The 26,569-nt window shown below is 71.9% G+C and carries 25 protein-coding genes; 11 read left to right on the forward strand and 14 right to left on the reverse strand.

All coding sequences use genetic code 11. The features are described from left to right. The first annotated feature begins 734 nt into the window (after positions 1–734). Positions 735–2,261, forward strand: coding sequence for an alkaline phosphatase PhoX (locus ACFHWT_RS24485; protein WP_416597037.1), 1,527 nt, complete (start codon positions 735–737; stop codon positions 2,259–2,261). 138 nt (positions 2,262–2,399) lie between these two features. Here the strand turns inward: ACFHWT_RS24485 and ACFHWT_RS24490 are convergent, their stop codons facing one another. From ACFHWT_RS24490 to ACFHWT_RS24505, 4 genes are all read right to left on the reverse strand, one after another. Continuing rightward, positions 2,400–2,642, reverse strand: a complete 243-nt coding sequence (locus ACFHWT_RS24490; protein WP_416597038.1) for a hypothetical protein — start codon at positions 2,640–2,642, stop codon at positions 2,400–2,402. Between the two features lie 269 nt (positions 2,643–2,911). After that, complete coding sequence (locus ACFHWT_RS24495) at positions 2,912–4,597, reverse strand: fumarate hydratase (protein ID WP_416597039.1); 1,686 nt, start codon at positions 4,595–4,597, stop codon at positions 2,912–2,914. 51 nt (positions 4,598–4,648) lie between these two features. Beyond that, the gene (locus ACFHWT_RS24500; protein ID WP_416597040.1) at positions 4,649–6,067 is read right to left on the reverse strand and encodes a hypothetical protein; all 1,419 of its coding nucleotides are present in this window, start codon (positions 6,065–6,067) and stop codon (positions 4,649–4,651) included. 57 nt (positions 6,068–6,124) lie between these two features. Next, entirely contained in the window at positions 6,125–7,357 is a 1,233-nt protein-coding gene (locus tag ACFHWT_RS24505; RefSeq protein WP_416597041.1) for an MFS transporter, read from the reverse strand. An 83-nt stretch (positions 7,358–7,440) separates the two neighbouring features. Between ACFHWT_RS24505 and ACFHWT_RS24510 the strand changes: the two genes are divergently transcribed. Beyond that, the gene (locus ACFHWT_RS24510; protein ID WP_416597042.1) at positions 7,441–8,448 is read left to right on the forward strand and encodes a DUF5937 family protein; all 1,008 of its coding nucleotides are present in this window, start codon (positions 7,441–7,443) and stop codon (positions 8,446–8,448) included. Here ACFHWT_RS24510 and ACFHWT_RS24515 read toward each other — a convergent pair. Further along, positions 8,432–8,932: an Lrp/AsnC family transcriptional regulator gene (locus ACFHWT_RS24515; protein WP_416597043.1), complete on the reverse strand. Its 501-nt coding sequence runs from the start codon at positions 8,930–8,932 to the stop codon at positions 8,432–8,434. The genes ACFHWT_RS24510 and ACFHWT_RS24515 overlap by 17 nt on opposite strands. Before the next feature lie 130 nt (positions 8,933–9,062). Between ACFHWT_RS24515 and hppD the strand changes: the two genes are divergently transcribed. From hppD to hisC, 3 genes are all read left to right on the forward strand, one after another. Beyond that, positions 9,063–10,280: a 4-hydroxyphenylpyruvate dioxygenase gene (gene hppD, locus ACFHWT_RS24520; RefSeq protein ID WP_416597044.1), complete on the forward strand. Its 1,218-nt coding sequence runs from the start codon at positions 9,063–9,065 to the stop codon at positions 10,278–10,280. Positions 10,281–10,423: 143 nt separating this feature from the next. Further along, positions 10,424–11,359, forward strand: coding sequence for an RDD family protein (locus tag ACFHWT_RS24525; protein WP_416597045.1), 936 nt, complete (start codon positions 10,424–10,426; stop codon positions 11,357–11,359). Between the two features lie 14 nt (positions 11,360–11,373). Continuing rightward, a complete protein-coding gene (gene hisC, locus ACFHWT_RS24530; RefSeq protein WP_416597046.1) occupies positions 11,374–12,459 on the forward strand; it encodes a histidinol-phosphate transaminase in 1,086 nt (361 codons plus the stop codon). A gap of 19 nt (positions 12,460–12,478) precedes the next feature. Here the strand turns inward: hisC and ACFHWT_RS24535 are convergent, their stop codons facing one another. The 7 genes from ACFHWT_RS24535 to ACFHWT_RS24565 form a co-directional block, all read right to left on the reverse strand. Beyond that, positions 12,479–13,900, reverse strand: coding sequence for a PQQ-binding-like beta-propeller repeat protein (locus ACFHWT_RS24535; RefSeq protein ID WP_416597047.1), 1,422 nt, complete (start codon positions 13,898–13,900; stop codon positions 12,479–12,481). Positions 13,901–13,989: 89 nt separating this feature from the next. Beyond that, positions 13,990–14,715 (reverse strand): DUF3618 domain-containing protein, encoded by a 726-nt coding sequence (locus ACFHWT_RS24540; RefSeq protein WP_416597048.1) that lies wholly within the window; start codon positions 14,713–14,715, stop codon positions 13,990–13,992. A 53-nt stretch (positions 14,716–14,768) separates the two neighbouring features. Next, entirely contained in the window at positions 14,769–15,182 is a 414-nt protein-coding gene (locus ACFHWT_RS24545; RefSeq protein WP_416597049.1) for a phage holin family protein, read from the reverse strand. Next, positions 15,179–15,886: a hypothetical protein gene (locus ACFHWT_RS24550; RefSeq protein ID WP_416597050.1), complete on the reverse strand. Its 708-nt coding sequence runs from the start codon at positions 15,884–15,886 to the stop codon at positions 15,179–15,181. Before ACFHWT_RS24550 ends, ACFHWT_RS24545 begins: the two co-directional genes overlap by 4 nt. A gap of 114 nt (positions 15,887–16,000) precedes the next feature. Then, positions 16,001–17,236: an ABC transporter permease gene (locus ACFHWT_RS24555; RefSeq protein WP_416597051.1), complete on the reverse strand. Its 1,236-nt coding sequence runs from the start codon at positions 17,234–17,236 to the stop codon at positions 16,001–16,003. 5 nt (positions 17,237–17,241) lie between these two features. Further along, a complete protein-coding gene (locus ACFHWT_RS24560) occupies positions 17,242–17,901 on the reverse strand; it encodes an ABC transporter ATP-binding protein (protein WP_281555812.1) in 660 nt (219 codons plus the stop codon). A gap of 32 nt (positions 17,902–17,933) precedes the next feature. Further along, the gene (locus ACFHWT_RS24565; protein WP_416597052.1) at positions 17,934–19,208 is read right to left on the reverse strand and encodes a hypothetical protein; all 1,275 of its coding nucleotides are present in this window, start codon (positions 19,206–19,208) and stop codon (positions 17,934–17,936) included. A gap of 78 nt (positions 19,209–19,286) precedes the next feature. Here ACFHWT_RS24565 and ACFHWT_RS24570 point away from each other — a divergent pair, with 78 nt between their 5' ends. Next, complete coding sequence (locus ACFHWT_RS24570) at positions 19,287–19,982, forward strand: response regulator transcription factor (RefSeq protein WP_416597053.1); 696 nt, start codon at positions 19,287–19,289, stop codon at positions 19,980–19,982. Beyond that, positions 19,975–21,852: a sensor histidine kinase gene (locus ACFHWT_RS24575; protein WP_416597054.1), complete on the forward strand. Its 1,878-nt coding sequence runs from the start codon at positions 19,975–19,977 to the stop codon at positions 21,850–21,852. Before ACFHWT_RS24570 ends, ACFHWT_RS24575 begins: the two co-directional genes overlap by 8 nt. On the opposite strand, the gene ACFHWT_RS24580 is transcribed toward ACFHWT_RS24575, so the two are convergent. Then, complete coding sequence (locus ACFHWT_RS24580) at positions 21,839–22,414, reverse strand: hypothetical protein (RefSeq protein WP_416597055.1); 576 nt, start codon at positions 22,412–22,414, stop codon at positions 21,839–21,841. The two genes, ACFHWT_RS24575 and ACFHWT_RS24580, sit on opposite strands and share 14 nt — an antisense overlap. 44 nt (positions 22,415–22,458) lie before the next feature. Continuing rightward, positions 22,459–23,421 carry an aldo/keto reductase gene (locus ACFHWT_RS24585; protein WP_416597056.1) on the reverse strand — a complete coding sequence of 321 codons (963 nt, stop codon included), beginning with the start codon at positions 23,419–23,421 and terminating at the stop codon, positions 22,459–22,461. A 54-nt stretch (positions 23,422–23,475) separates the two neighbouring features. Here ACFHWT_RS24585 and ACFHWT_RS24590 point away from each other — a divergent pair, with 54 nt between their 5' ends. The 4 genes from ACFHWT_RS24590 to ACFHWT_RS24605 all read left to right on the forward strand — a co-directional run bounded on the left by ACFHWT_RS24590 (position 23,476) and on the right by ACFHWT_RS24605 (position 26,553). Continuing rightward, positions 23,476–23,856 (forward strand): MerR family transcriptional regulator, encoded by a 381-nt coding sequence (locus ACFHWT_RS24590; protein ID WP_289212004.1) that lies wholly within the window; start codon positions 23,476–23,478, stop codon positions 23,854–23,856. Positions 23,857–23,927: 71 nt separating this feature from the next. Then, positions 23,928–24,461, forward strand: a complete 534-nt coding sequence (locus tag ACFHWT_RS24595; RefSeq protein ID WP_416597057.1) for a DUF6244 family protein — start codon at positions 23,928–23,930, stop codon at positions 24,459–24,461. A 179-nt stretch (positions 24,462–24,640) separates the two neighbouring features. Then, positions 24,641–25,861 carry a hypothetical protein gene (locus tag ACFHWT_RS24600; protein WP_416597058.1) on the forward strand — a complete coding sequence of 407 codons (1,221 nt, stop codon included), beginning with the start codon at positions 24,641–24,643 and terminating at the stop codon, positions 25,859–25,861. Continuing rightward, the gene (locus tag ACFHWT_RS24605; protein WP_416597059.1) at positions 25,858–26,553 is read left to right on the forward strand and encodes a hypothetical protein; all 696 of its coding nucleotides are present in this window, start codon (positions 25,858–25,860) and stop codon (positions 26,551–26,553) included. Before ACFHWT_RS24600 ends, ACFHWT_RS24605 begins: the two co-directional genes overlap by 4 nt. Positions 26,554–26,569 lie beyond the last annotated feature (16 nt).

Consider the following 26,569-nt stretch of genomic DNA (forward strand, 5'->3'; position numbering starts at 1 on the left):
AGCCAGCAAGGTAGCGTGAGATCAACTTACCGACCCTGTCCGTCAAACCGGGTCAACCCCAGTCAGGCCGACCAGCCAGTACGGTCAGACGGTCATCGACGCCGTTGCGTAGACACACCTCCAGCACGTGGAGTGGCCCAAGGAATGCGCTTGAGACCTCCATGTTCCACGCGTAGAGACGAAGAGCGCGGGCACTGTCGCCACTAGCCGCAGCTAGATACGGCGCCGACCGAGCCTTCGACAGACATCGCCAGAGCACCTCATCTTGCCAGGACTCCGACACGACTACTCCTTTACGCCCGGCAGCGCTACACTGGACGACGTAAGCCTCGGTGTCCGCCTCTGCTCTGCATGCGGCCCGGGGCACAGCTATGTACCGAAGTGCGGGTATTCCGGCCTCACTCAATCAACCAAGAGCACGGCACGGCCCTTCGAAGATTCCAGAGTCTTCGAAGACTTTGAAGCAAGTCCCGCCAGCGACGGCGCAGCTTGGTCGCCCTGTACCCGCCGTACTCCCGGCAGGCCGGACACGGGCAGGCGCGCAGCCCGTGGGCACCCGGCCGGTACCGCCACCCAATGCCCGACCCCAGGATCCGCCGGGCCGACCGCTGCACAGTGACATGTACGAAGTCCGCCGTCGGTACCGACCCTGGCCGAGCCCTGCACCGAGTTCACCGACAGCGGCGACCTCGATTCTTAACATCGATGTCGCCGAATCATCACCGTACGGACGGGTGGCCGTCGGTCCGCAGGAGTTGCGTCACGTCAACACCTTCGAGCTGAACAGGAGCCCGATCGACGTGCCTTCCTCCCGTCGTACCTTCCTCGCCGGTGGCGCCGCCGGCGCGGCCGGCGTCGGCCTCGCCGTCGCCGGTGGCCTTCCGTCGCTGGCCCAGGCCCACCCCGGCCGGAGCCACCCGCCGAGGGGCGGCGGCCGTGTTCCGTTCCCGCCGCTGGTGGACGACCCCGCCGGCATCCTCGCCCTGCCCGAGGGTTTCCGCTACACCGTGGTGACCCGGACCGGCGTCACCCGGCTCGACCGGGGCCAGGGCCTGACCCCGGCCGAGCACGACGGGATGGCCGTCTTCGACGCCGGACGCGGTCGGTACACCTTGATCCAGAACCACGAGCTCGGCCCAGGGGCCGAGTTCGGCGTACCGCACGTCGCGGGCACCGTCTACGACCCGGGCGCGGTCGACGCCGGCGGCTGCACGGTGATCAGGACCGACCGGGCGGGGCGCAACCTCGGCGAGTTCGTCGCCATCTCCGGCACCGTCGACAACTGCGCGGGCGGGCCGACCCCGTGGGGGACCTGGCTGACCTGCGAGGAGACCGATGACCGGGCCGGCGACGAGTGGGACGAGGACGGCCGCACCGGCACGTACCAGAAGGACCACGGCTACGTCTTCGAGGTCCGGGCCGACGGACGCGCCGACCCGACGCCGATCAAATGCCTGGGCCGGTACGCGCACGAGGCGCTGGCGGTCGACAAGGACCGTACGAAGATCTACCTGTCCGAGGACGCCGACGAGCCGAACGGCCTGTTCTACCGATGGACGGCGCCGCGCCGCGTCAAGCTCGGCCCCGGCGTGCTGACCCGGCTCGCCCCGGACGCCGGTGTGCTCGCCGCGATGCAGATCATCATGGACGACGGCTCGGTGCTGCCGGACGTCGCCTACCTGACCTCCGCCCAGCTGGGCCGGCCGTTCCCCGTACGGTGGATCGAGGTGCCGGAACGCGACGCACGTGCCATGCCCCTGCGTGAGCAGTTCGCCGACGACCAGGTCACCCGAGGCCGCAAGTTCGAGGGCGTGTGGGGCACCGACCAGGGCGTGTACGTGGTCAACTCGTACGCCTGGGAGGACGGTGACCTGCCGGCGGACGCCGCCCCGCACGACGGCATGGTCTGGTTCTACGACTACCGTGCCGAGACCATCCAGCTCGTCACGTACTTCCCGCACCAGACCTCGTCGGAGGAGGGTACGCCAGCGAAGTACAGCGATCTGACCTTCGACGGGCCGGACAACGTGACCGTCACCCCGTGGGGCAGCCTGGTGCTGGCTGAGGACGGCTCAGGCGCGTCCCACGTGCTCAGCTCGGTCCCGGGCGGCCCGACCTACGCGATCGCCCGCAACCAGCTCAACGACTCGGAGTTCTGCGGGCCGACCTTCACCGACGACGGCAAGGTGCTCTTCGTCAACATGCAGGACCCCGGCCTCACCCTGGCCATCACCGGCCCCTGGGAGAAGTACCTGGGCTGACCGCGGTCGACCGTACGGGTGGACCGGATCGGCCGGTCCCACCCGCACACGACCGCTGTCCAACATTCGGCCACCGACGTCTGATGTCAGCTCCGCTCGGCTCGACGCCCGGCGGAGCTGACGTCTTGCGTCGAGACGTCAGGTTTCGCCGTCGCGGATGATTTGCCGGACCCGCTCCCGGCTGTAGCCGGTGGCCGCCACGATGTCCACCTGGCGCACGCCGTCCCGATCGGCGGCCCTGATCGCTTCGGCCAGGTCGGCACGTGCTCGGTCCACCTTCTCCCGGGCCTCGGCCACGAGGCGGGCGGCCCGTTCTTCGGCACGAGGCACCGCAGCTTGCGCCGTGCGCAACTTTCGTACTGCCGCCTCCAGGTCCGCCACTTGGCCATTTCAGCAGGTCGGACGCTAGGCCGACTCATGTATATGACGAGGCGTACTCACCCGCCATGGCGGTCACCGACGACCGCGACTCCTCGCGACACGCGGCTCGCCGAGCATCCAGCGGAAGACGTCCGGTCGACGTTGCCATGAGTACACGTCGTCGAGATCATCCAGAGTGACCGGGCGCAAGCTGAGCCGCGGGGTACGGATCGGGTACGTCGGTCGAAACATCCAGCGATGTCAAGACGTCTACGTGGCGAACTGGATTGTCAGGGGCGGCGGCCGACGGTGAGGACCGGCTTGGTGACCTCGGCGTAGAAATCGTTGCCCTTGTCGTCGACGACGATGAACGCCGGGAAGTCCTCCACCTCGATCTTCCAGATGGCCTCCATACCCAGCTCCGGGTATTCGAGGACCTCCACGTGCCGAATGCAGTCCTGCGCCAGCCGGGCCGCCGGACCGCCGATCGAGCCGAGGTAGAAGCCGCCGTGCGTACCGCAGGAGCGGGTGACCTGCGCGGACCGGTTGCCCTTGGCCAGCATGACGTGCGAGCCACCGGCGGCCTGGAACTTCTCGACGTACGCGTCCATCCGCCCCGCAGTCGTCGGGCCGAACGAGCCGGACGCGTACCCCTCGGGGGTCTTCGCCGGGCCGGCGTAGTAGACGGCGTGGTCGCGCAGGTACTGCGGCATCGGCTCACCGGCGTCCAACCGCTCGGCAATCTTGGCGTGCGCGATGTCGCGGGCGACGACCAGCGGGCCGGTCAGCGACAGCCGGGTCTTCACCGGGTACTTCGACAGCTCGGCGCGGATCTCGGCCATCGGCCGGTTCAGGTCGACGCGGACCACGTCGGCGTCGACGGACTGATCGGCGGCGAGGGTCTCGTCGGTGACGTCGGGCAGGAAGCGGGCCGGGTCGGTCTCCAGCTTCTCCAGCCAGACCCCGGACGGGGTGATCTTGGCGACCGCCTGCCGGTCGGCGGAGCAGGAGACGGCGATCGCCACCGGGCAGGAGGCGCCGTGCCGGGGCAGCCGGACCACCCGTACGTCGTGGCAGAAGTAGCGCCCGCCGAACTGCGCCCCGATGCCGAACTGGCGGGTCAGTTCGAGCACCTGTGCCTCCAGCTCGACGTCGCGGAAGCCGTGGGCGGCGATGCTGCCACTGGTCGGCAGGTTGTCCAGGTACTTGGCGCTGGCGTACTTGGCGGTCTTGAGCGCGAACTCAGCCGACGTGCCGCCGACGACGATCGCCAGGTGGTACGGCGGGCAGGCGGACGTGCCGATCAGCCGCAGCTTCTCCTCCAGGAACTGCATCATCCGGGTCGGGTTCAGCAGCGCCTTGGTCTCCTGGTAGAGGTACGACTTGTTGGCCGAGCCGCCGCCCTTGGCCATGAACAGGAACTTGTACGCGTCGGGCTGTCCGCCGGGGTCCTCGGCGTACAGCTCGGTCTGGGCCGGCAGGTTGGTCCCGGTGTTGCGTTCCTCCCACATGGTGATCGGCGCGAGCTGCGAGTACCGCAGGTTCAGTTTGGTGTACGCCTCGTACACACCCTGGGCGATGGCCTGCTCGTCGGTGCCGTCGGTGAGCACGTGCCGGCCGCGTTTGCCCATCACGATCGCGGTGCCGGTGTCCTGGCACATCGGCAGCACCCCGCCGGCCGCGATGTTGGCGTTGCGCAGCAGGTCGAGGGCGACGAACCGGTCGTTGGGTGACGCGGCCGGGTCGTCGAGGATCGCCCGCAGCTGGGCCAGGTGCGCCGGGCGCAGGTAGTGAGCAATGTCATGCATCGCCTCGGCGGTCAGCGCGGTCAGCACCGCCGGCTCGATGGTGAGGAACCGTCGCCCGCCCGGCCCGTGCACGACGTCGACGCCTTCGTCGCTGATCAGGCGGTATTCCGTCAGGTCGTCGCCGGTCGGTAGCAGCGGGGTGTGGGAGAACGGGGCGGCACTGCTCATGACCGGCAAGCCTAGGCCAGAGGTGGCCCGAGCTCCCAACCCCCGGGTGGGTCAGCCCTTCGCCGGGCACTGCTCCTGCTTGGCGCCGCCACAGGTGGGGCCGGGGTCGGGTCCGCCGGGATCGGCGGGGTCGTCCGGGCCGCCGGCCGGTGGGGTCGCGGCGGCGCCGACGAACCAGACGTAGCCGATCTCCCGGCCGTCGCCGATGACCATGCCGCGGGGTCCGACGGCCAGCACCTCCGCCGAGGTACGCAGGTTGACCAGCTCGGTGCCGGTGGCCGGGTCGAGGGCGACGACCCGGTCCGGCTTGCGGTCGACGACCAGGGCCGCGTGCCGGGTGAGGGCCAGCTGGGCGTCCGGGTGCATCGGGCGGGTCCACCGGGGGGTCGGGGTGGGCAGCACGTACGCCTGGAGGGTCTCGCCGTCGGCAGAGCGGGTCAGGGCGTACCGGTCGTCGACGGCGCGCAGCTCCTGCCCGGCGGCGCCGGTCCACAGCACCCGCCCGTCGTAGGCGTCGATCACGGTTTCCCGCATGTCGGGGGCGATGCCGGCGAGGACGTTGGCGCCGCCGGTCGGGTTGTCCCGCTGGGCGCAGCCGATCCGGTCGGCGGTGCGCAGGTTGATCCCGGTCCGCTGCCACACGGGCAGGTCGGTCACCGGGTCGACGCCCTTCGCCGTGTAGTAGCAGGCACCATCGCGGGGGGTGGCGACCAGGCTGAACACCCGGCCGGCGAAGACCACGATCCGTTCGTGCCGGTCCTCTTCCAGCTCCTGCAGGACCTGCCCGGTGCGGGTCTCGACGACGTGGATCCTGCCGTCGATCGGAAAGCCGAGCACGGTCGGCATGGTCTGCGGCCCGCCGGCGTCGTCGGCGACGTCGTCGGCGGTCAACGGCCGGCTGGTGACCAGTTTCGGGTTGTCGGCGAACAGCACGAAGCCCATCCCGGGCAGCTGGGCGCTCCACCGTGGAGTCTTGCCGCGCGGGTCCCAGGCGGTCAGCGTGCAGTCGCGTGGGCCGGCGCAGCGGACGTCGAGCAGCGCATCGCGGTAGGTCCAGACGGCGATGGCGGCGTCGTCGGCGCGCAGCACGGCGCCGGTCGCCGGGTTGAGCACCTGGTATCCGTCGGTGAGCAGTTCACCGGTGGCTACCACCTGGTCGGAGCCGTCACCGGCGACCGCCGCCCAGTCGGCCTTGTGCTCCCAGACCTGGTTGCCTGAGGTGATGCTGCGTCCTTCGACCTTGAGCCGGTGCTCGACGATGACGGCGCGTTCGGTGATGGTGACGCCGCGCGGCGTTCCGCCGACCCGCTGTTGCCAGGTGACGTCCGGGTCGGCCAGGGGCTGGCTGCGGTTGACCCAGTCCCACAGGCCGGGGAACGGGTTCCAGACGCCGGTGGCGGCGAGCACGATGACCACGACGAGCGCGAAGGCCAGGTAGCACTTCACGCACGGCGCGCTCCCCTTCGCCATCGGGCCACCGTAGCCGGGCCTGACCAACAGAACAGCCGACCGACCGAAATGCGGCTTTTAGGCGTGTCGGGGGACATTCATGCGTGGTACCCGGAGTTGTCGCCACAGCAGCAGCGTGGCGACCAGCGACAGCGCCCCGAAACCGGCCATCACCAGCCCCGGCGTGACCCACTCGGCGACCAGCCCGGCCGCCCCGGCGGCCAGCCCCTGCCCGGTCATCATCCCCATGTGGGACAACCCGAACGCCTGGCCGCGCCGGTCCGCCGGCACCGCGTCCAGGAACCGCCGGGCCAACCCCAGATGGTACGAGAACCCGAACGTCGCCGCCCCGAACAGCACCGCCGCCACCAGCAGCCCGAGATCGGCCACGAAGGCCAGCATCGGCACCCCGAGCAGCAGCGCCAGCCAGGGCGTCAACGCCTCCCGCCGGGCCGGTGCCACCCAGCGACCGACCACCAGGTCCCCGAGCAGCATCCCACCGGCCCCGGCCATGAACAGCACCCCGGCGGCAGCCTCGCCACCGGCGTACGGCACCACCACCCCCTCCGCGCCGACCAGCAGCGCCCCGGGCAGCCAGGTGGCCAGCAGCAGACCGCGTACCGGCGGGTCGGCGAGCAGCCGCCGGTTCACCCGCCAGGTCTCGCGAACCGCGCCACCGGTCGCGGCGGCCCCGACCACCCGGGCTGGCCGGTCGGACAACCCGAACCGGATCAGCGCCGCCGAGGTCAGGCAGGTCACCGCGGTGATCCACAACGCACCGTACGGCCCGAGCAGGCCGATCAGCGCGCCACCGACGGCGAACCCGAGGACCTGGGTGGCCCCGGCGGTGATGGTGAACAACGCCCGACCCAGCACGTACCGGTCGCCGGCCAGCAGATCCGGCAGCAGCGCGGTACGGGCCGCCGCCGCCACCGGCGACACCAGCCCGACGGTGAACACCAGCGCCAACGCGCCCACCGGCGGCAGCACCCCGATCGCCAGCACCACCACCGTGACCACCCGGATCAGGTCGTAGCCGACCATCACCGCCCGGGGCCGCCAGCGGTCGGCGTACGCCAGCAGGAACATCCCGCCGACCACGCTGGGCAGGAAGCCGGCGACGTAGGCCAACGCGGCCAGCAGCGGCGAGTTCGTCCGCTGGTAGACCAGCACGGACAGGGCGAGCATCTTCACCGTCTCGCCGATCATGAAGATGCCGTAGCTGGCGAAGAGTGCCCGGAACTCACCGACCGCGAACAGGTCCCGGAAGGTGGCCCGGTCGGCCGGCGGCGCGCTGCTGGTGGTGGTCACCGGCGAAGCATGCCGCCGGTACGCCGAGCGGCGGTAACCTTTCGGCACAGGGCGAAAAGTCGTGGGAGCTGGACAGGGGCCGGATGCGGATCGAGGTGAGCCCGGGCGACGTCGCGGCCAGCCGGTTCGCGATCTCCCCGCTGGGCGAGACGATGGCCGCGCTGCGGCTGTTCGCCGGTGCCCATCCGGCCGGGCCGCTACTGCCCTGGGTGCACCGCAACCGCGAGCGGTACGCGGCGCTGCGCCGCGCCCAACCGGGCATCACGGCGATCCGGGCGCTGTACCGGCCGCGCGGGTACAGCGCGGATTTCGTCCAGCCACCGCCGGACGGGGTCGGGCTGACCTTCGCCGACCAGCTCGCCGTGGTCCGGCGTACCCCGCTCGACCGGGCCCGCGACGAGATCGCCCGCAGCCTGGTCGGCCGGCCACCGCCGACCGGGCCGGCCGGTCGGCTGCTGGCCGCTGACGACGTGGTGGACCGGCTGGCCGAGGCGATCGACGCCGCCTGGCGGGCGCTGATCGCCCCGGACTGGCCCCGGCTGCGGGCCATCCTGGAACGCGACGTGGTCTACCGGGCCGGCCGGCTGACCACGTACGGCTGGTCCTCGGCCCTGGCCGACCTGGACGCCCGGCTGCGCTGGGATCCGGAACCGGGCACCATCACCGTCGCCGGCTTCGCCGCCCAGCGGCACCGGCTCGGCGGGCGCGGCCTGCTGCTCGTCCCGACCGTCTTCGGTGCGCTGAGCCTGCACCTCGATCCCCCGTGGCCGTACGCGATCGGCTACCGGGCACGCGGCGTCGCCGGCCTGTTCGGCCCGCCGGACGCCGACCGGGCCGCCGACGGGCTGGATCGGCTGATCGGGCCGGGCCGCGCCGCCGTGCTGCGGGCGCTCGCCGTGCCGGCCACCACCAGCCAGCTGGCCGTGCAGCTCGACGCGGCGGTGGGCACCGTCGGCGGGCAGCTCGCGGTGCTCCGCGACGCCGGCCTGGTCCACCGGGCCCGCATCGGCCGCGAGGTCCGCTACGAGCGGTCCGCGCTCGGTGATGCGCTCAGCGACACGCTCGGTGATGCGCTCAGCGCCGAGCCGTGACGTCGGCCGCCGCCTGCACCAACGGCAGGACGCGGTACGGGATCTGCTCGGCCAGGGCGATGATCGTCGACGCCCGGCGGATCCCGTCGTACGCCAGGATCTGGTCCAGCACCCGCTGCAGGTCGGCGTTGGACCTGGCCACGATCCGGCACATCAGATCACCGGAGCCGCTGATGGTGTGCGCCTCCAGCACCTCCGGGATGGCGCGCAGGTGCTCGGCGACCGGGTCGTGCCCGTGCCGCTGGCCGATCTCCAGGGTGACGAACGACGTCACCACGAAACCGATCGCGGCCGGTGACACCTGCGGGGCGAAGCCGTTGATCACCCCTCGGTCGATCAGCTTGTCGAGCCGGGCCTGCACGGTGCCGCGGGCCACCCGCAGCCGCCGGGAGCATTCCAGCACCCCGATCCGCGGCTCGGTGGTCAGTAGGGCGATCAGCTCAGCGTCCAACTGATCGAGCTGGACATTCTGTTCAGTGTCCATGGGCATCGACCCTACCGAGTGGTCAGCCTGCCCAGCCGTCGACGAGGCGGTTGCCCAGTGGGGATGAATCGCCCATCCTGCCGTTACCGGCCGTGGCGACCCGATCGGCCGGCTCCAAGGGAGGACGATCATGACCTACCTGACCGGTTCCCGCGACGCCACCTCCGCCGCGACCGGTGACACCGCCACGACCGGTGACACCGCCGCCACCGTTGCCCCTGAGAGCCGCGACCCGTTTCCAGTGCATGGCGTCGACCACCTGACCTTCCTGGTCGGCAACGCCAAGCAGGCGGCGCACTTCTACTCCACCGCGTTCGGCATGACCTGCGTCGCGTACCGGGGCCCGGAGCAGGGTTTCCGTGACCACGCCGAGTACGTACTGACCAGCGGCGCCGCCCGGTTCGTGCTGCGCGGGGCGGTGCACGCCGACGCGTCAGCCGCCGCACACGTCGCCCGACACAGCGACGGGGTGGCCGACATCGCGCTCGCCGTACCGGACGTGGACGCCGCGTACGCGCACGCCCTGGCGCAGGGCGCGACCGGGCTGGCCGCCCCGGCCGACCTCACCGACGGCGCCGGCACCGTACGGATGGCCAGCATCGCCGCGTACGGCGACACCCGGCACACCCTGGTCGACCGGTCCGGGTACGACGGCCCGTTCCTGCCCGGCTTCGTGGCCCGGCCGGCGATCGTCGACCGGACCCCGTTGGTCGACGCCGGCCTGCAGCCGAAGCGGTTCTTCCAGGCGGTCGACCATGTGGTCGGCAACGTCGAGCTGGGCCGGATGGACGAGTGGGTGGCATTCTACCACCGGGTGATGGGCTTCACCAACATGGCCGAGTTCATCGGCGACGACATCGCCACCGACTACTCGGCGTTGATGAGCAAGGTCGTCGCCAACGGCAGCCGCAAGGTGAAGTTCCCGCTCAACGAGCCGGCGGTTGCCCGTCGTCGCTCGCAGATCGACGAGTACCTGGAGTTCTACGGCGGGCCCGGGGTGCAGCACATCGCCCTGGCCACCAACGACATCCTGGCGTCGGTGGACGCGATGCGGGCCGCCGGGGTGGAGTTCCTGGACACCCCGGACTCGTACTACGACGACCCGGCGCTGCGGGCCCGCATCGGGGAGGTTCGCGCCCCGATCGAGCAGCTGAAGGCCCGTCGGATCCTGGTCGACCGGGACGAGGACGGCTACCTGCTGCAGATCTTCACCAAGCCGGTGCAGGACCGGCCGACGGTCTTCTTCGAACTCATCGAACGGCACGGGTCGCTCGGCTTCGGCAAGGGCAACTTCAAGGCGTTGTTCGAGGCGATCGAACGGGAGCAGGAGAGCCGGGGCAACCTCTGAACCGAGCCGGCGACCCAGGAACCCGGATGGGCGGCCGGTGAACGGTCGACAGGCTGCGGTGCCGACCGGGCCGGTCGTTAAGGTGCCAGGGTGAGCATGCACAGTCCGCCCCGGCCGGCCGGCCGCACCGCGGGGTCCGCCCGGTGACGTCGATCTCGCCCGGCTGGTACAAGGACCCCGCAGATCCGACTACCCAGCGTTACTGGGACGGCGGCGGGTGGATCGGTGCGCCGTTGCCGGCCGACGCCACCCCGCCGGACGGGCCGCCGCCGGCCGGGCAACCGCCCACCGCTGGCGAACCGACGTCGTCGGCGGCACCGGCCGAGCCGGAGGCGCAACCGCCGGGCCATCCACCACCGCCGGGCCACCCGGCGCAGAGCTACCCACCTCCGCCGCCCGGCTACCCGGCAGCGCCGCCGCCCGGTTGGGCGGGCTACCAGCTGCCGCCGCCGGAGCCACGGCCGCAGGGGATGGCGTTGGCGCCGCTCGGTGCCCGGCTGGCCGCCCGGCTGATCGACATCGGCGCGGTGCTGTTGCTCAACATCCTCATCAACGGCTGGTTCGTCTGGCAGTACGTGGTGGAGACCTGGCCGACGTTCAGCGAGATCTGGCGACGGTCGCTGGCCGGTGACCGGTCCACCGAAGGGCTGCCGCAGGTCACCGAGCGGGCCTCCGGACTGCAGATGGTGATCATCCTGCTGGCGGCGGCAATCTGGTGGGCGTACGAGGTTCCGGCGGTCGCGAACACCGGCCAGACTCTCGGCAAGCGGCTGGCCCGGCTCAAGGTGGTGCCGGTCGAGCCGGGCGGGCAGCTCGGTTTCGCCCGGTCGTTCCGCCGGTGGAACACCCTCGGTTTGCCCACCCTGTTGTGGATCTGCTGCGTCGGCTTCATCCTTCAGCTGATCGACTGCGTCTACCTGCTGTTCGACCGCCCGCTGCGGCAGGCGTTGCACGACAAGTCGGCGCAGACCGTCGTGGTGCAGCTGCCGCCCGGCGTACCGGCGGCCACCGCCGGCCCCGGAGGTGGCCGGACCGGCGGTCCGGGCACGGACCGCGACACCCCCGGAAGCTCCGCATGACAGGAGGCCCCCCGATGCCCCCCTCGCTCGGTCTGACCCGCGCCGACCTCGACGCGCTGCCCAGCTACGTGCCGGGGCGCAGCCCGGTGGACCTGGCCCGGGAGCTTGGCCTGCCGGAGGCGATCAAGCTGGCCAGCAACGAGGTGCCGTACGGGCCGCTGCCCGGCGTCGTCGAGGCGGTGGCGCAGGCGGCGGTGTCGACGCACCGCTACCCGGACATGGGGGTGCTGGCGCTGCGGGCCGCGCTCGCCGAACGGCTCGGGGTGGCGGCGGACCGGATCGTCACCGGCTGCGGGTCGGTGGCGCTCTGCGAGCATCTGGTCCGGGCCACCTGCCTGCCTGGTGACGAGGTCGTCTACTCGTGGCGTTCGTTCGAGGCGTACCCGATCATCGCGGCGACCACGGCGGCGAGCAGCCGGCGGGTGCCGAACACCCCGACGCACGCCCACGATTTGTCGGCGATGGCGGCGGCGGTGACCGGACAGACCCGGCTGGTGCTGGTCTGCAACCCGAACAACCCGACCGGCACCAGCGTGCGCCGGGCCGAGCTGGACCGGTTCCTCGACGCGGTGCCGGACGACGTGCTGGTGGTGCTGGACGAGGCGTACAAGGAGTTCGTCACCGACGCCGAGGTGCCCGACGGCCTGGCCGCCTACGGTGACCGGCCGAACGTGGTGGTGCTGCGCACGTTGTCCAAGGCGTGGGGCCTGGCCGGGCTGCGGGTCGGCTACCTGGTCGCGCATCCCGAGGTGGCATCGGCGGTACGCAAGGTGGCCACCCCGTTCGGCACCAACGCCCTGGCGCAGGCGGCGGCGCTGGCCGCGCTCGACCAGGCCGACGAGGTACGCCGCCGGTGCGATCTGGTGATCGCCGAGCGGACCCGGGTCACCGACGCGGTGCGCAAGCTGGTGCCGGACGTGCCGGACAGTCAGGCCAACTTCGTCTGGCTGCCGTTGGCCGAGCGGGCGGTGCCGTTCGGCGCGGCCTGCGAGTCACGCGGAGTGATCGTGCGCCCGTTCGCTGGCGACGGGGTCCGGGTCACCATCGGTACGCCGGCCGAGAACGACGCGTTCCTGGCGGCCGCCGAGGCGGCGCTCTGACGTTGCGGGTGTCGGCGGCTCAGGTACGGGCGACGATCACCGCCTCCTGCAGCCGGTAGTAGCGGCCGTCGTCGGCGTCCGGGTCAACCGGTAGGCGCAGCCGCTCGACCGCCACGAAGCCGTCCTGCGCGGAGACGTAGCCGGGTGCCCAGTCGGTCGACAACTCGCCCAGCAGAATCAAAACGAAGCTGGACAACTCGGCACCGGTCGCCGCGTCAAGGGTGATCAACTCCCGGGTGGCGGTCAGCAGGTGCGCCCGACCCGGCTGCACCGCGAGCAACCGGTCACCGGTGCCGCCCGGACCGGGCGCCGCCGCCGACGGAATCGGCCGCCGCCACACCTGCTCACCGGTCCGTACCGCCTCGGCCACCACCGCCGGATTGTCCCCGGTGGTGTCCAACCGGATCGCCATCCCGTCGACCAGCATCGCGTCGACCGGGTCGAGCGGCGGCGCCGGCACCGGCTCCGGACCGTCGACCAGCCACCCCCGGGACTGTCCCGCCCCGGTGGTACGCAGCGCACCGCAGGTCGATCGGGCGGCCGCGCAGCCGATCGGCTCCACGGCCAGTCCCGGGCCGGCGCCCTCCGGCTGCCAGGTGGCCGTCAGCTGCCCGGTCGCGACGTCGTAGAACTCCACCGTCGGCGGGGCCGCGCAGCTGTTGACCAGGGCGAACCGGCCGCCAGTGGTGCTGAAGCCGGCGTCGCGGCAGGCGTCGCCCTGGCCGGGCAGCATGGTCCGCCACAGTTCCCGACCGGTCGCGGTGTCGAACCCGGCCAGCTGAGACTCACCGTGCGCCACCACCACCGACCGGCCGTCGGTGCCGCTGACCGCGGTGTGCAGCCCGGACGGCGCGTAGACGGTCTGCGCCCCGGTACGCCGACCGGCGTACCCGGGGTCGGCCGGCTGTGGGCCGGCGGACCGCCAGGCCACCTTGCCGCTGCCCGCGTCGATCGCCACGAGTTCGCCGTCCGTCCAGCGGCTCACCACGGTCGTGCCGGTGACGACGACGCCGGTCAGCTGCTCCGGCCAGCGCCGGAACGACCAGGCCGGGGTGACCTGGGTACGCATGTCGATCGGGCCGTCGGCGCGCACCTGACGGGTGGTGGCGTACACCCGGAACCGCCCGTCGACCAGCAGCGGCGCGGCGGGGAGCTCGGCCACCGGGCCGGGTTCGGCGGTCGGCGGGGACGGCTGGTAGCCGGCCGGGGTGACCACCTCGGCCGGGGCCAGCACCCGCCAGGCGACGACCGTCACAGCGGTGAGGACGACCACCCCGGCCAGCACCCCGGCGGTGATCAGCTGCCAGCGCGGCCGGGACCGCCACCAAGGGCGCCGCCCGCCGGGCTGCGTCTCGTCGGGATGGGGCTGCCCGTCGGCGGGATGCGCCGACGGGTCCGCTGCGTCCGCTGGGTGCTGGGTGTTGCTCGCCGGCTCGGCCATCGGGCACCTCCCCCCGCACCCTACCGAACCGGACAACGGTCACCGGCCTCCCGCGCAACACCCTTGGCCGACCTGCCGGCAGCCACCCCTCACTGGTGACCGTCGCCGCCGTGGCGCACCTGGCCCTGCACGTGCTGCGCGGCGGCCATGCCCTGGTCCCGCACCGACGACGCACCCTGGGTAGCCGTTGAACGGACCGATTCGGCCGCCTGCTGGGCCGGTTCCCGCAGATTGTCCCCCATCTGATGCGCCATCTCGCCGAACTTCTGCTTGACCTGCCCGGAGTGCTCCATCGCCTGCTGGTTCGCCTGCTGGGCCAGCTGCCGTTCCTTGCCGCTGGCGGGCAGCAACGCGGCAGCTAGCGCCCCGACCCCGAACGCCACCAGCCCGGCCGCCAACGGACTGCCTTCGGTCCGTTCCCGGGTCATCTGCGGCACATGCCGGACCCGGTCTGCCGCCGCCTCGGCGGTGTGCGAGAGGCCCTCCGCGGCCTGGTGCGCCATGTTCCTGGTCTCCGAACCGGCGTGCTGCGCCATGCCCTTGGTCGCCGAGCCGGCGTGCTGCGCCTGCCCGGCGACCTGATGGCCAAGGTCGGACGCCCGGTGGGTGGTGGTGTCGCGGACGTCGACCGCAGTGCCCATCACCCGGTCCCGCAGCTGGGCGATCCGGCCCCGGACCCGGCCGCGGACCCGGTCCATCTGGTCGCTGGCGATCTGCCCGGGCCGGGCCCGGTACGCCAACGCGTCGACATCCTCGCTCAGTTCGCCACGGGTCGCCTCGATCCGCTGGCGGATCCGCTCTGGTTCGTCGTACATGTCAGACTCCATTCACCTGTTGTGCTCGACGGTCCCGCTGGTGGTTCCCGGACCTAGTGGCCTCGGACCGCGTCGGGTATCTCCCGGGCGGTCTGCATGGTGCGGGGCATTCCACGGATCTCCCGGGCCCGGCCCCGCGCCATGGTCAGCAGGATCACCGAGATCACCGCCCACACGGCCGCCACGATCAGCGCGGCCCAGCTCTGGTCCATCACGTTCGACAGCCCCCACCAGAGCGCGTACGAGAGGAAGAACAGGGTCAGCAGGCCGGCGATCGCCGCGCCGGCGAACATCCCCCCGGCCTGGCCGACCTTGCCCGCGTCCTGCCGCAGCTCCGCCTTTGCCAGCTCGACCTCCTGGCGCAACAAGGTGGACAGGTCGCTGGAAACCTCGCCCAGCAGCTCACCGAGGGAGGCCTGCGCGCGTCCGTCCCCGGCTACAGCCTGATCCCGCTGCATCGACTTCATCGGTTCACCCCACCTCCGGGAGAGCCCGGATAGCCGTCGCCGTCGGGATAGCGGCCATCGCCGTACCCGACGTTCGGGTAGCGTTCCGCGGTCAGCGGTTGCCCGTACTCGCCGCCGATCGGTGCGATCGGCGGCGGCGCGCCCAACCTGTCGCCGAGGTCCGGCCGGTGCCCGTCGCCGCCCGAGTCCTGCTGGCTCGAGCCGGTCTGGCCGCCGCTGAGACTGCGGGTGAGCCGACCAACGAGCAGCCCGGCGAAGGCCGCCCCGGCGAGGAAGGTCCCCGGGTGCCGTCGGGCGTACTGCCGGACCTCGTCGACCAGCTCACCCGGCTGCCGGTTCTCCAGCCAGCCGGCCGCCTGCTGGGCGGCGTCGGAGGCACGGCGTGCCAGCTCGCCCGCCAGGCCGTCCGATTCGCTCTTGCTCGCCATCTCCTGCAGTTCGTTGCCGATCGTCCGCAGCCCGTCGGCGGCTCGATGCTGCTGGGTGCTGGCCTGCTCCCGCAGCTGCGAGGTGGCCTCGCCGACGAGGTTCCGTGCCTGCCGTCCTGTCTCGGTCACCACCTTCTTGCCCTGCTCGGTCGCCTGGCTGGCCAGCTGGCTACCCTCCTGCGCCGCTTCGTGACCCACCTGACCTGCCTGTTCCCGCAACTGGTGCGGACCGGCCCCGCCGGGTGACGACGACTCCGTAGTGTGTTGCGCCTGCATCCGGACACCCCCTTCGACTCCATCCGGGTCGGATGGACCTGCAGCGCGTACCCGTGTTCGAAGGGTGAACACCTCACGGAGGAGAACTACCAGTGCCGGACCGGGAACGGGCGGTCAGGCGGCGGCCAGGGCCCGGGTCGGCGGCAGCCCGGCGGCCTGCAACGCCGGATAGCTGCCGGCGACGACACCGACCAGCAGCGCCGCGCCGAGGCCGGCGAGGGTCGCGCCCGGCGGCACCACCACCGGCCAGCCGTTGACGATCGCGTAGCCAGCGGAGGCGAGCAGGCCGAGCGCCGTACCGGCGAGGCCGCCGAGCAGCGACAACGCCACCGACTCGGTGAGGAACTGCGCCCGGATCTGACCCCGGCTCGCGCCGAGCGCCCGGCGCAGCCCAATCTCCGATCGACGTTCCAGCACCGAGATCACCATCGTGTTCGCCACCCCGATCCCGCCGACCAGCAGCGCCACCCCGGCCAGGGCCAGGAACAGCGACGCGAAGCTGCTCTCGGTGGCGCGTTTGGCGGCCAGCGCGTCCGACGGCCGGGTCACCTGCACCTTGCTGGGCCGCTGCGGGTCGATCGTCGCCGGCAGCACCGCCCGCACCGCCTCGACCGACGGCTCGTGTACCCGCAGGTAGATGACCGTCGGGTGCCCACCGAAGCCCAGCTCTGACTCGGCCGCCGGCCACCCCACCAGGGCCGACCGGTCGATCTCCGGAGCCAACGGCAGCGGCTCCAGGATGCCGATCACGGTGAACCAGACGTCGCCGACGAGTACCTGCGTCGGCGAGTCCACCGGGCCCAGGTCGACGACGCCCAGCCGGGTCGCGGCGACCGCGCCGAGTACCACCGTCGGCAACCGTTCGGTGCCGGCGTCGAGGTAACGGCCGGTCCGCAGCCGCGCGTCGAGCGTCGCCGGCAGGGCCGGCTCGCTGGCCAGCACGGTCAACCCGGAACCGTCGCGCGGGTCGATCCAGTCGGATCGGCGGATCACCGTGTTGGTGTTGGCGACCGCGCTGGTCGCGGTCACCGGCCCGATCCGGGCCACCATCGCCGGGGCCTCCACGGGCAGCCGGGTGACGCCGTCCTCGTCAGGCTGGGCCGTCGCCTGCAGCAGGTTCACCCCGAGGGCCGACAACTCGGCCAGCAACGCCCGTTCACTGGCCGCCGGGATGCCGGTGACCACGATCATCGTGGCGATACCGATCGAGATGCCCAGCGCCGACAGCGCCGCCCGCAGTCGGCGGGTCCGGATCCCGACCAGCCCGATTCGGAGCAGGTCCAGCGGGGCCAGCCGCACCGGGCGCGGCAGCTGCACCGGGGCAGCTCCGACCAGTTGGGGAGATTCCACCCGGCTCACGGCACGGCCACCGGCTGCTGGCGGACGTCGCCGACCAGCCGACCGTCGCGGATCTCCACCCGGCGCGGCAGCCGCGCCGCGACGTCCCGGTCATGGGTGATCACCGCGATGGTGGTGCCGTCGGCGTTGAGCGTGGTGAGCAAATCGAGCACGGCACGACCGGTGGCGGTGTCCAACGCACCGGTCGGCTCGTCGGCCAGCACCAGCGCCGGCCCGTTGACCAAGGCACGGGCGATCGCGACCCGCTGGCGTTCCCCGCCGGACAGCTGCCGGGGCAGGTGACCGACCCGGTGCGCGAGACCGACCCGGGCCAGCGCCTCGGCGGCCAGCGGCCGGCGGCGACGGCGCGGTACGCCCGCGTACAGCAGCCCGGTGGCGACGTTCTCCGCCGCGGTCAACCCGTCGGTAAGGTGGAACTGCTGGAACACGAAGCCGAGCCAGCGCCCACGCAGCGCCGACAGCTGCCGGTCGGACAGGGTGGTCACATCGTGCCCGCCGAGCCGGACCGTACCGCTGGTCGGACGGTCCAAAGTGCCCATGATGTTGAGCAGGGTCGACTTGCCGGAGCCGGACGGGCCGACGATGGCGACCAGCTCACCGGCGTGGATGTCGAGGTCGACGTCGGTCAACGCGGCGACACCGCCGGGGTAGCGCATCCCGGCCCGCACGACCGACAGCACCGGCGCGCTCACGAGGTGGTCACCACCGTCATGCCCGCGTCGAGACCGGCCCCGGTGACCTCGACCATGCCCCTGGTGAACAGCCCGATCTCGACGGCGACCAGAGCACCGTCGGTCAGCTGCACCGCGTACCCGCCCTCGGCGAGCGCGAGCAGCGCACCGACCGGCACCGCGAGGACCTGCTCCCGCAGCTCGGTACGGAACTGCACCCGGACCGGCGCGGACTCCAGCCCGCCGAGCACCGCCGGGTCGTCGGGCACGACGGTGACGTCCACCGTCGGACCCTGCCCCGGCGGACCTTCTGACTCCTCGGCGACGGTGCCGACCGCGGTCACCGTGCCGGGGGCGGTCGCGCCGTCGGGCAGGGTGATCGTCACCGACACGTCGGGCGCCATCCCGGTCGCCTCGCCGGCTTCCACCCGTACCGTGATGACCTTGTCGGTGGGGGTGACCGACATGATGTCCGTCGCGGCACTGTCGCCGGGCAGCGCGGCGACCGAGCCGACCCGGACCTTGCCCCGCAGTACGGCGACGTCCCCGGCCCGGACGACCCCGGTGGCCGGCGCGTCGCGGTCCCGCTGCCAGCGTTCGATGGCCGAGATCAGCTCCGGGGTGAGAACGGCGTCGCCGGACCGGACGATGACCGTACCGCCGGTCGGTGTCGGTGCCACCTCCCGCTCCGACGACTCCGCCGCGTCGCTCTCCCCCGTCGGCCCCGCCGCCTCGTCGGGGTCCGGCGGCGGTGCCGCCGCCGGCACCGCGACGACGGCGCCGACCGGCGGCTGCCAACCGATCCGGTAGCCCAACGCCTTCAGGTTGTCGGCGACCACCCGCACGTCGCGGCCGACCAGGTTCGGCCGGTCGAGGGTCCGGAACAGCGGCGTACCGCCGTAGAACAGCAGTACCGGCTGATCATCCACACGGTACAGTTGCTCGCCACGTTCGATGACGGATCCCTGCTCCGGCAACCAGGTCAGCACCCCGTCGCCGGAGCCCCGCACCGGTCGGGCGGCACCGTAGCCGAGGGTGCCGACCAGCTCCCGGGCGTCGGAGATGTCCATTCGCACGACCTCGGTGGTCGCCACCCAGAGCGGATCCGCCGTCGCGGCGTCCGCCTCGGCCGTCGCGCCCCGGCCCGGCCAGCCCCAGCCGGCTACGGTTCCGGTCAACACCAGCCCGGCCACCACGACCGCGGCCGGTAGGCCGTACGCCAGCGGCCGACGCCACCGACGACCGGCGAACGTTCGCAGGAAGAACACCATGCCGGCCAGCGTCGCCGGCAATTGTGAGGAACCTGTCAGGCCGGTACGGTGCGATTTCCCACCGCCGCGCCGACGCTGACACGCAGTATGGTTCGCCCCGTGGTTGCCCATGTGCTGATCGCCGAGGACGACCGGCGGCAGGCCGAGGTGCTGCGCCGCTACGTCGAGTCCGACGGACACCGGACCACAGTGGTCCACGACGGGCGCGACGCGCTCGACCAGGCCCGCCGGCACCGGCCGCAGCTGCTGGTGCTCGACGTGATGATGCCCGGCCTGGACGGGCTGAACGTGTGCCGGATCCTGCGTCGCGAATCGGACCTGCTGGTGCTGATGCTCACCGCCCGCGCCGACGAGGACGACCTGCTGCGCGGGCTCGATCTGGGTGCGGACGACTACCTGACGAAGCCGTACTCGCCGCGGGAGCTGATGGCCCGGGTCCGGACGTTGCTGCGCCGGGTCGACCGGGTGCCGCGCACCATCGACGGGGTACGACGGGTCGGTGCACTCGCCGTCGACCCGGTCCGCCGGGAGGTCACCGTCGACGGACGACCGGTCAACTGCACGCCGGGCGAGTTCGCGATCCTCGCCGCCATGGTCGAGCAGCCGGAACGCGCCTTCACCCGGGCCCAGCTGCTGGAGCACACCCGGGGCGTGGACCGGGACTCGACCGAGCGGGCCATCGACACCCATCTGGTCAACCTGCGCCGCAAGATCGAACCGGACGTACGCCGGCCAGCGCACCTGGTGACGGTGTACGGCGTCGGCTACAAGCTGCGCGACCCCGCCGGTGGGTGAGCCGGCCACCGGCGGTCCGGCCACCGGCCCGGCTCCGGCCCCAGGCCCGGCCCCGGCCGCGCGGGTACCGCTGCGGCACAGCCTGATGCTGCGGCTGCTCGGCGCGTCGGTGCTGGTGACGGTCTGCGCGGTCGTCGCCACGGCCTGGCTGACCGTGGCGTCGACCACCCGGGCGATCGAGCAGGAGCAGGGCCGGTCCCTCGCCGACGACGTCAGCGTCTACGACGAGATGATCACGTACGCGATCGACCACCGCGACTGGTCTGCGGTCACGCCGGTCGTCGACGACCTCGCATCGCGTACCGGCCGGCGGATCGTGCTGCTCGACCCGGTGACCCGCGACCCGGTCGCCGAGTCGGCACCCGGGCCGGCGCTGCGCGACGCCCGCCCGTCGGCGATCGTCGACCCGCTCGACCTCGACCCGGCGCTCACCGCCAGCCGTCACGGGTCCAGCATCGACAGCCGGGTCGTCGGGCCGTACCGGCTGAGCGACGACGAACGCGCCGGCATCCACAAGGCGGCCGAGGACCACCGAAGCTGCCTGGTCGACGGGGCGGGGCTCGCCGCCGAAGTCGTCGAGCTGCCGGGCGGCCGGGCGACGGTGACGATCCTCGACGCCGGTATCGACCGTGGCCGGCCGCTGGCCTGCCCGGAACCGGCGCTGCTGCGCGAGCCGGCCCGCAGCGAGGTCGCACCCCTGGCCGAGCTGCTCGACCTCACCGAGGCATGTCTCGGGCCCGAGGCGGCCAACATCGACCTGGCCGTCACTCCGACGCTGGACGTCCGGGTCCTGCGGGCCTCCCCAGGCGCGCCGTCCGAGGCCGATGCCCGCGCCTGCGCCGAGACAGGCCTCCGCAGCCAGCTCCGGGCGTACGTCGCACCGCCGGTGCTGCTGTACGTCACCGACGCGACGGCCACCGACGCCGGGTCGCCGACCGTCAACCTGTCCACCGGGAACCTGCTGCGGATCGCCGGTGTCGCCGGACTGGTCCTGCTGCTCACCGTGGCGATCACCGTCGGAGTCGGAATGCGGCTGGTCCGGCCGTTGCGGGCACTGGCCGCAGCGGCCCGTGCGCCGGTGGACAGGCAACGCCCGGTGCCGGTCACCACCCGGGACGAGATCGGCAGTCTCGCCACCGCCTTCAACGACCTGGCACGCCGGCGGGACCAGCTGGAGCGGCAACGCCGGGCGATGGTCAGCGACGTCGCCCACGAGCTGCGGTCGCCGCTGACCAACATCCGGGCCTGGCTGGAGGCCGCCCAGGACGGGCTGGCACCGGCCGACACCCACACCCTCGAACTGCTCACCGAGGAGGCGACCCTGTTGCAGCATGTCATCGACGACCTGCGGGACCTGGCTGCGGCTGACGACGGCACCTTCGCGGTGCATCCGGAGCCGACCTTCGTCGGCGACGTACTCAGCCAGGTCGTCGAGGCCAACCGCGGGGCCGCTGCCACCGCCGGGGTCACCCTGACCGGGGCGGTGCACGGCGATCCGGAGGTCGTCCTCGACGCGGTACGGCTGCGGCAACTCGTCGGCAACCTGGTGGGCAACGCCGTCCGGCACACCCCGGCCGGGGGTTCGGTCACCGTCGGCTGCGCGGTACGCGACGACTGGCTGGCCATCGAGGTGGTCGACACCGGGATCGGGATCGCCGCCACCGACCTGCCGAAGTTGTTCGACCGGTTCTGGCGGGCCGACGCCTCGCGCAGCCGGCGCACCGGCGGCAGCGGGCTGGGTCTGCCGATCGCCCGGCAGCTGGCCCGCGCACACGGCGGTGACATCACCGTGACCAGCGAGCCGGGCCGGGGCACGCACGTCACCGTACGCCTCCCGGCCCGGCGCTGCGACCCGGTCAGCTCCCGCTGAACGCCTCCGCTTCGCACTCCTCGACCTCGGTGCCGGCCGGCAGTCCATCGGCGAGTGACAGGAAGTCTCCGTCGACGAACGCGTCAATGCCCCGGTCCTGCAGACATTCCGCCCAGGCCAGCAGCTTGTCCGGATACTCGGGGTCGAGGCGCAGGGAACGCTGCCACAGCCGTTCAGGTTCCAGCGGTGCGCAGTCCTCGGCGACCTGCCGTACCTGCGGAGTGTCCGCTCTCGTCTTCCGCTCCATCTCCGACACCCCGTTGTCCTCGAAGCACTGCAGCCAGAGGTTCATCAGCCGCTCCTGTTCCTCAGCGGACGTGTCCGGGCGGATCAACGGACGCTCGACCTGCGGCGATGGCGAGCCGTCCGGCCCAGCGCTGCCCACGATCGAGGCGACACCACTGTCGCCGGTGTCACCAGCCGGCCCTCGGGCACCGGTAGCGCTCGTGTTCCCGTCACCGCCGCCGCACCCGGCCGACAGCCCGATCGCCGTCACGGCGAGCGCGGCCAGCAACAGTTCGGCCAGCCGGCTCACCGGACGCATCTGTCGATATCTGCTCATGCGAGCCAGAATTCCGGCCAACCGTCAGGAACCTGTCAGCATTGTCAGCCGGCGACGGCCAGGCGGGCAAGGTGCTCGTCGGTGAGGGCGAGAGTGACGCCGTCGAGCGCCGCTTCCAACTGGTACAGCTTGCTGCCGCCGAGGATCGGGCGGATGCCCTGCGCCACCAGCCAGGCCAGCACCACCTGGCCGCGGGTCGCGCCGGTGTCCCGGGCGACGTCGTCGAGCGCCGCGAGCCGCCGCGTACTGCCGGGATGGTCGTACACCGGCGGGATCGGCTTGGCCGGGTCGTCGTAGGCACCGGTCAGCAGCGGCGTGTACGCCCACACCTCCATCCGGTACGCCTGCGCGATGTCCCGCTGCTCGTCGCTGAGCAGGCCGAACGGATGCTCCACCCCCTCGGGCAGCGTGCCGGGGCGGGCCCGTAGGTAGGTGGCGTTGAGTTGCAGGGCGTCGATCGGCCGGGTGCCGGTGGCGGCGGCGTGGGCGCGGGCCCGCTCGATGCGCCAGGCCGGGTGGTTGGACGCGCCGACCCGACGTACGGCACCGGACGCGACCAGCCCGGCGACCGTGTCGACGGTCTCCTCGATGGGGGTGGCCCGGTCCTCCTGGTGCAGCCAGAGCAGGTCGACGCTGTCCACGCCAAGCCGGTCCAGGCTGCCGGCGAAGGCGTCGGCGACGGCGCGGCGGCTCAGCCCGGCCCGCACCCGCGGCCACGATCCGGCCCACAGCGGCTCGGCACCGACCTTGGTCGCGATGCGCACCCGCTGCCGTACGCCGGGGCGGGCGGCGAGCCACCGCCCGATGATCCGCTCGCTGTCGCCGCCCCGGCCGTCCTTGCTGGCCCAGAACGCGTAACAGTCGGCGGTGTCGATCCACTCGCCGCCCCGCTCGACGAACCGGTCGAGCAGGGCGAAGGAGGTCTCCTCGTCGATCCGGGTGCCGAACATCATCGCGCCCAGGACCAGCGGCGAGGCCGGTGCCGGCGTGCTGTTTTCGTACGTCATGGGTCCACCCTGCGACCTGGAGCGCGCTCCAGGTCAAGCGGTACCGTCGGCGGTATGACGGCCTACTCACCCGCCGAGGCGGCGGCCCGGTCCGGCTTCTCGATCGACACGCTGCGCTACTACGAACGGGAGGGCATCCTGTCGCCGGTCGCCCGCAACTCCAGCGGGCGCCGCGTCTACAGCGACGACGACCTGGGCATGCTCGACTTCCTGCGCTGCCTGCGGGACACCGGGATGCCGATCGAACGGCTCCGCCGCTACGGCGAGTTGTGCCGTGACCCGCAGACCATCCCGGAGCGGATCGCGCTGCTGCGCGAGCACGCGGACGCGGTCGAGCAGCAGATCGAACAGCTGCACCGCTGGCGGGCCCGCCTCGGTGAGAAGCTCGCCTGGTACCACGGCCAGGCAGCGGACACGACCGCAGCCGAGGGCTAGTCTGCCGGCTTTTCCAGCGGCCACCCCGCACCATGGGAAACAGCAGGTCGAACGGGGTGAGGAGAGCGATCGTGGCAGCACCGGTGGACAGCGTCGGCAAGGATCTGCAGGCGATGCGGGCGGGCGTCGAACGGGCCCGGTCGGCCGCCGCGGCGGCGCAGGAGGAGGCCGAGCGGGTCGCCGGTCAGGCGGCGGCCGGCGGCTTCAGCGGCATCGTGGCCGGCATGATCCAGGTACGCAACACGCTGAAGGAGTTGCAGGCCGGGCTGACCGGGGTCACCGGCACGCTCGACGAGGCGGCGGCCACGGTGGTGCCGGTGCCGAGGGAGCCGTCACCGGCGGAGGTGCTGGCCACGCTGGGTCGGGCCGGCGACAAGCTGCGCGCCGTCCAGGATGGGATCGGCGCGGCCACCGCGAAGGCCGACGAGGCGGCGGCGCTGGTGGCGCGGGTGCTCGCCGGCGGCGACCCGGCCCAGCTGCTCGGTGCGCTCGGCACTGTCAAAGAGACGCTGGCGGCGGTACGGCAACGGGCCGGCACGGTCGACGAGTCGCTGTCCGCTGCCGCCGCCACCGCCCGCCGGGTCGGCGCGAACCCGGGCAGCTGACGGTCCGCCGCCGTCGATGTTCGACCGCCGTTGACGTTCGACCGCCGTTGACGTTCGGCCGTTCCGCTGCAGACAGCTCGCAGGAAATGGTGTGATTTGTGTGGGTCGGCGGCCTTCGTTCCGTAGCCGGCTCAGTAGGCAGCCGGCGATGTGTCGGATGGTCCTCACGAGGAGAGGCGATGCGTTTCAACCCGCTCGAAGAAGCCGGTATCCCGCTGGAGAGGCAGCTGCGGAGCTGGTCCGAACTCAACGTCGAGCCGTACGAGCCGCACGGGGTCGATCCGTACACCCGGTGCCGGGTCATCGTGATGAACGGGATCGAGGTGGAGGCGATCATGTTCAGCCACCAGATGAACCGACACGTCGACGACCTCGACCTCCGGCAGAAGCTCGCCTACCTCCGCTACATCGAGCAACAGCAGCAGAAGGCCATCAACTGGCTGATCCCCGGCCAGGAGTCGGTGCTGGAGGTCGTGCTCGGGTACGAGCAGGTGGCGACCGACATCACCGCCTGGGTCGCCCGCAACGAGCCCGACCCGTACCTGCGGCAGAACTACAAATTCGGGCTGCTGGAGGACTTCGACCACCTCTACCGCTACTCCAACCTCTACGAGCTGACCCAGGGCAAGAAGGCGGAGGCGATCGTCGACTACCTGACCGAGGTCATGCCGGGACGGCCGACGGCGCACCACCACCGCCACCCCGAGGACAACATCCGCAAGCACTACGACAAGCACACCGTCGACCCGCTGTCTCGGATGCACGCGATCACGATCACGGCCGCCGAGCAGCAGACGATGAACTACTACATGAACGTGGGGCCGGAGTTCGTCGAGCCGATCGCCCGCGGCCTCTACCTGGAGATCGCGATGGTGGAGGAGGAGCACGTCACGCAGTACGAATCAATGCTCGACCCGGCGGAAAGCTGGCTGGAGCAGCTCGTCCACCACGAGTACAACGAGTGCTACATGTACTGGTCGTTCGCCCAGGACGAGGACGACCGCCGGATCAAACAGGTCTGGGAGCTGAACCTGGCGATGGAGATCGAGCAGCTCAAGGTGGCGGCCGACCTGCTGCGCCGCTACGACGGCCGGGAGCCGGAGCAGATCCTCCCCGCCGAGATGCCCCAGCCGACGAAGTTCCAGCCGAACAAGGACTTCATCCGCGAGGTGATCGCCGAACAGGTGGACATCACCACGTTCGGCACCGGCTTTGTCGCCGAGTGGCCGGAGCGCTACATCAAGCACATGGCGACGGTCAACGCCGGTGGCGCCCCGAGCGAGCAGGTCATCGACGAGAACGCGCAGCGCAACGGCCGCGAGTACCGCAATATCACCGACGGCCCGTACCCGGCCGAGCAGTACGCCCGCGAGAAGGTTCGAGAGGAGGTCGTGCGATGACGCGCAGTGCCGTACGCACCGAGACCGACGCGATGATCAAGCCGGGCCCGATGGTGGCGGTCACGCCGGAGCGGGCGGTGGACGACGAGCAGTTGGCCGCCTTCGCCGCCGGCAGCGGCCTGAACGGCCCGTTCCTGGCCGACCAGCTCTCCGCATGGATGACCCACGACCTGATGGGGGCCTGCCTGTTCGGCATGCTGGCCCGGCGCACCCCCAACCCGATCCTGGCGGGACTGTACGGCCGGCTCAGGACCTCGGCCACCGAACGGGTGCAGACCTGGGAGGCGCTGATCGGCGAGCTGGGCGGCATGCCCAAGTACGTCAGCCCGACCGCCCGGATGACCGGCGGCATGGACGAGAAGATCATCGCGTCGTTCCTGCTGAACGGCTCCGGTGACGAGCTGACCTTCGAGACGGCCGGGCTCAACGCCGCGTTCGCCACCCTGTCACTCGACGTACTCAACGCGCAGTCGCTGACGAACTGCGCCGAGAAGGCCGGCGACGGCCAGGCCAAGCAGGTGATGCAGGCGGCGGCCACCCGGCTCAGCGGGTCGGCGCAGGAGGGCCTGTCCGAGGTCGAGAAGGCGTTGAGCGCAAGCATGCTCCTGCAGCTCAGCAGCGGTACGGCACAGAAGGTGATGCAGGGCATGGACAAAGCCGCCAGCAAGATCAAAAATGCGCTGCGCTCATAGTACGGACCCGTGGCGG

The organism is Micromonospora sp. LOL_021 (assembly GCF_048060215.1).
Lineage (GTDB): Bacteria > Actinomycetota > Actinomycetes > Mycobacteriales > Micromonosporaceae > Micromonospora_E.

What these genes read in the sequence shown, in the direction of transcription:
- ACFHWT_RS24495 (WP_416597039.1), bottom strand. Translation starts at nt 4,597, where the DNA reads ATGAGCAGTGCCGCCCCGTTCTCCCACACCCCGCTGCTACCGACCGGC.
- ACFHWT_RS24500 (WP_416597040.1), bottom strand. Translation starts at nt 6,067, where the DNA reads ATGGCGAAGGGGAGCGCGCCGTGCGTGAAGTGCTACCTGGCCTTCGCG.
- ACFHWT_RS24510 (WP_416597042.1), top strand. Translation starts at nt 7,441, where the DNA reads ATGCGGATCGAGGTGAGCCCGGGCGACGTCGCGGCCAGCCGGTTCGCG.
- ACFHWT_RS24515 (WP_416597043.1), bottom strand. Translation starts at nt 8,932, where the DNA reads ATGGACACTGAACAGAATGTCCAGCTCGATCAGTTGGACGCTGAGCTG.
- hppD (WP_416597044.1), top strand. Translation starts at nt 9,063, where the DNA reads ATGACCTACCTGACCGGTTCCCGCGACGCCACCTCCGCCGCGACCGGT.
- hisC (WP_416597046.1), top strand. Translation starts at nt 11,374, where the DNA reads ATGCCCCCCTCGCTCGGTCTGACCCGCGCCGACCTCGACGCGCTGCCC.
- ACFHWT_RS24535 (WP_416597047.1), bottom strand. Translation starts at nt 13,900, where the DNA reads ATGGCCGAGCCGGCGAGCAACACCCAGCACCCAGCGGACGCAGCGGAC.
- ACFHWT_RS24540 (WP_416597048.1), bottom strand. Translation starts at nt 14,715, where the DNA reads ATGTACGACGAACCAGAGCGGATCCGCCAGCGGATCGAGGCGACCCGT.
- ACFHWT_RS24545 (WP_416597049.1), bottom strand. Translation starts at nt 15,182, where the DNA reads ATGAAGTCGATGCAGCGGGATCAGGCTGTAGCCGGGGACGGACGCGCG.
- ACFHWT_RS24550 (WP_416597050.1), bottom strand. Translation starts at nt 15,886, where the DNA reads ATGCAGGCGCAACACACTACGGAGTCGTCGTCACCCGGCGGGGCCGGT.
- ACFHWT_RS24560 (WP_281555812.1), bottom strand. Translation starts at nt 17,901, where the DNA reads ATGCGCTACCCCGGCGGTGTCGCCGCGTTGACCGACGTCGACCTCGAC.
- ACFHWT_RS24580 (WP_416597055.1), bottom strand. Translation starts at nt 22,414, where the DNA reads ATGAGCAGATATCGACAGATGCGTCCGGTGAGCCGGCTGGCCGAACTG.
- ACFHWT_RS24585 (WP_416597056.1), bottom strand. Translation starts at nt 23,421, where the DNA reads ATGACGTACGAAAACAGCACGCCGGCACCGGCCTCGCCGCTGGTCCTG.
- ACFHWT_RS24590 (WP_289212004.1), top strand. Translation starts at nt 23,476, where the DNA reads ATGACGGCCTACTCACCCGCCGAGGCGGCGGCCCGGTCCGGCTTCTCG.
- ACFHWT_RS24600 (WP_416597058.1), top strand. Translation starts at nt 24,641, where the DNA reads ATGCGTTTCAACCCGCTCGAAGAAGCCGGTATCCCGCTGGAGAGGCAG.
- ACFHWT_RS24605 (WP_416597059.1), top strand. Translation starts at nt 25,858, where the DNA reads ATGACGCGCAGTGCCGTACGCACCGAGACCGACGCGATGATCAAGCCG.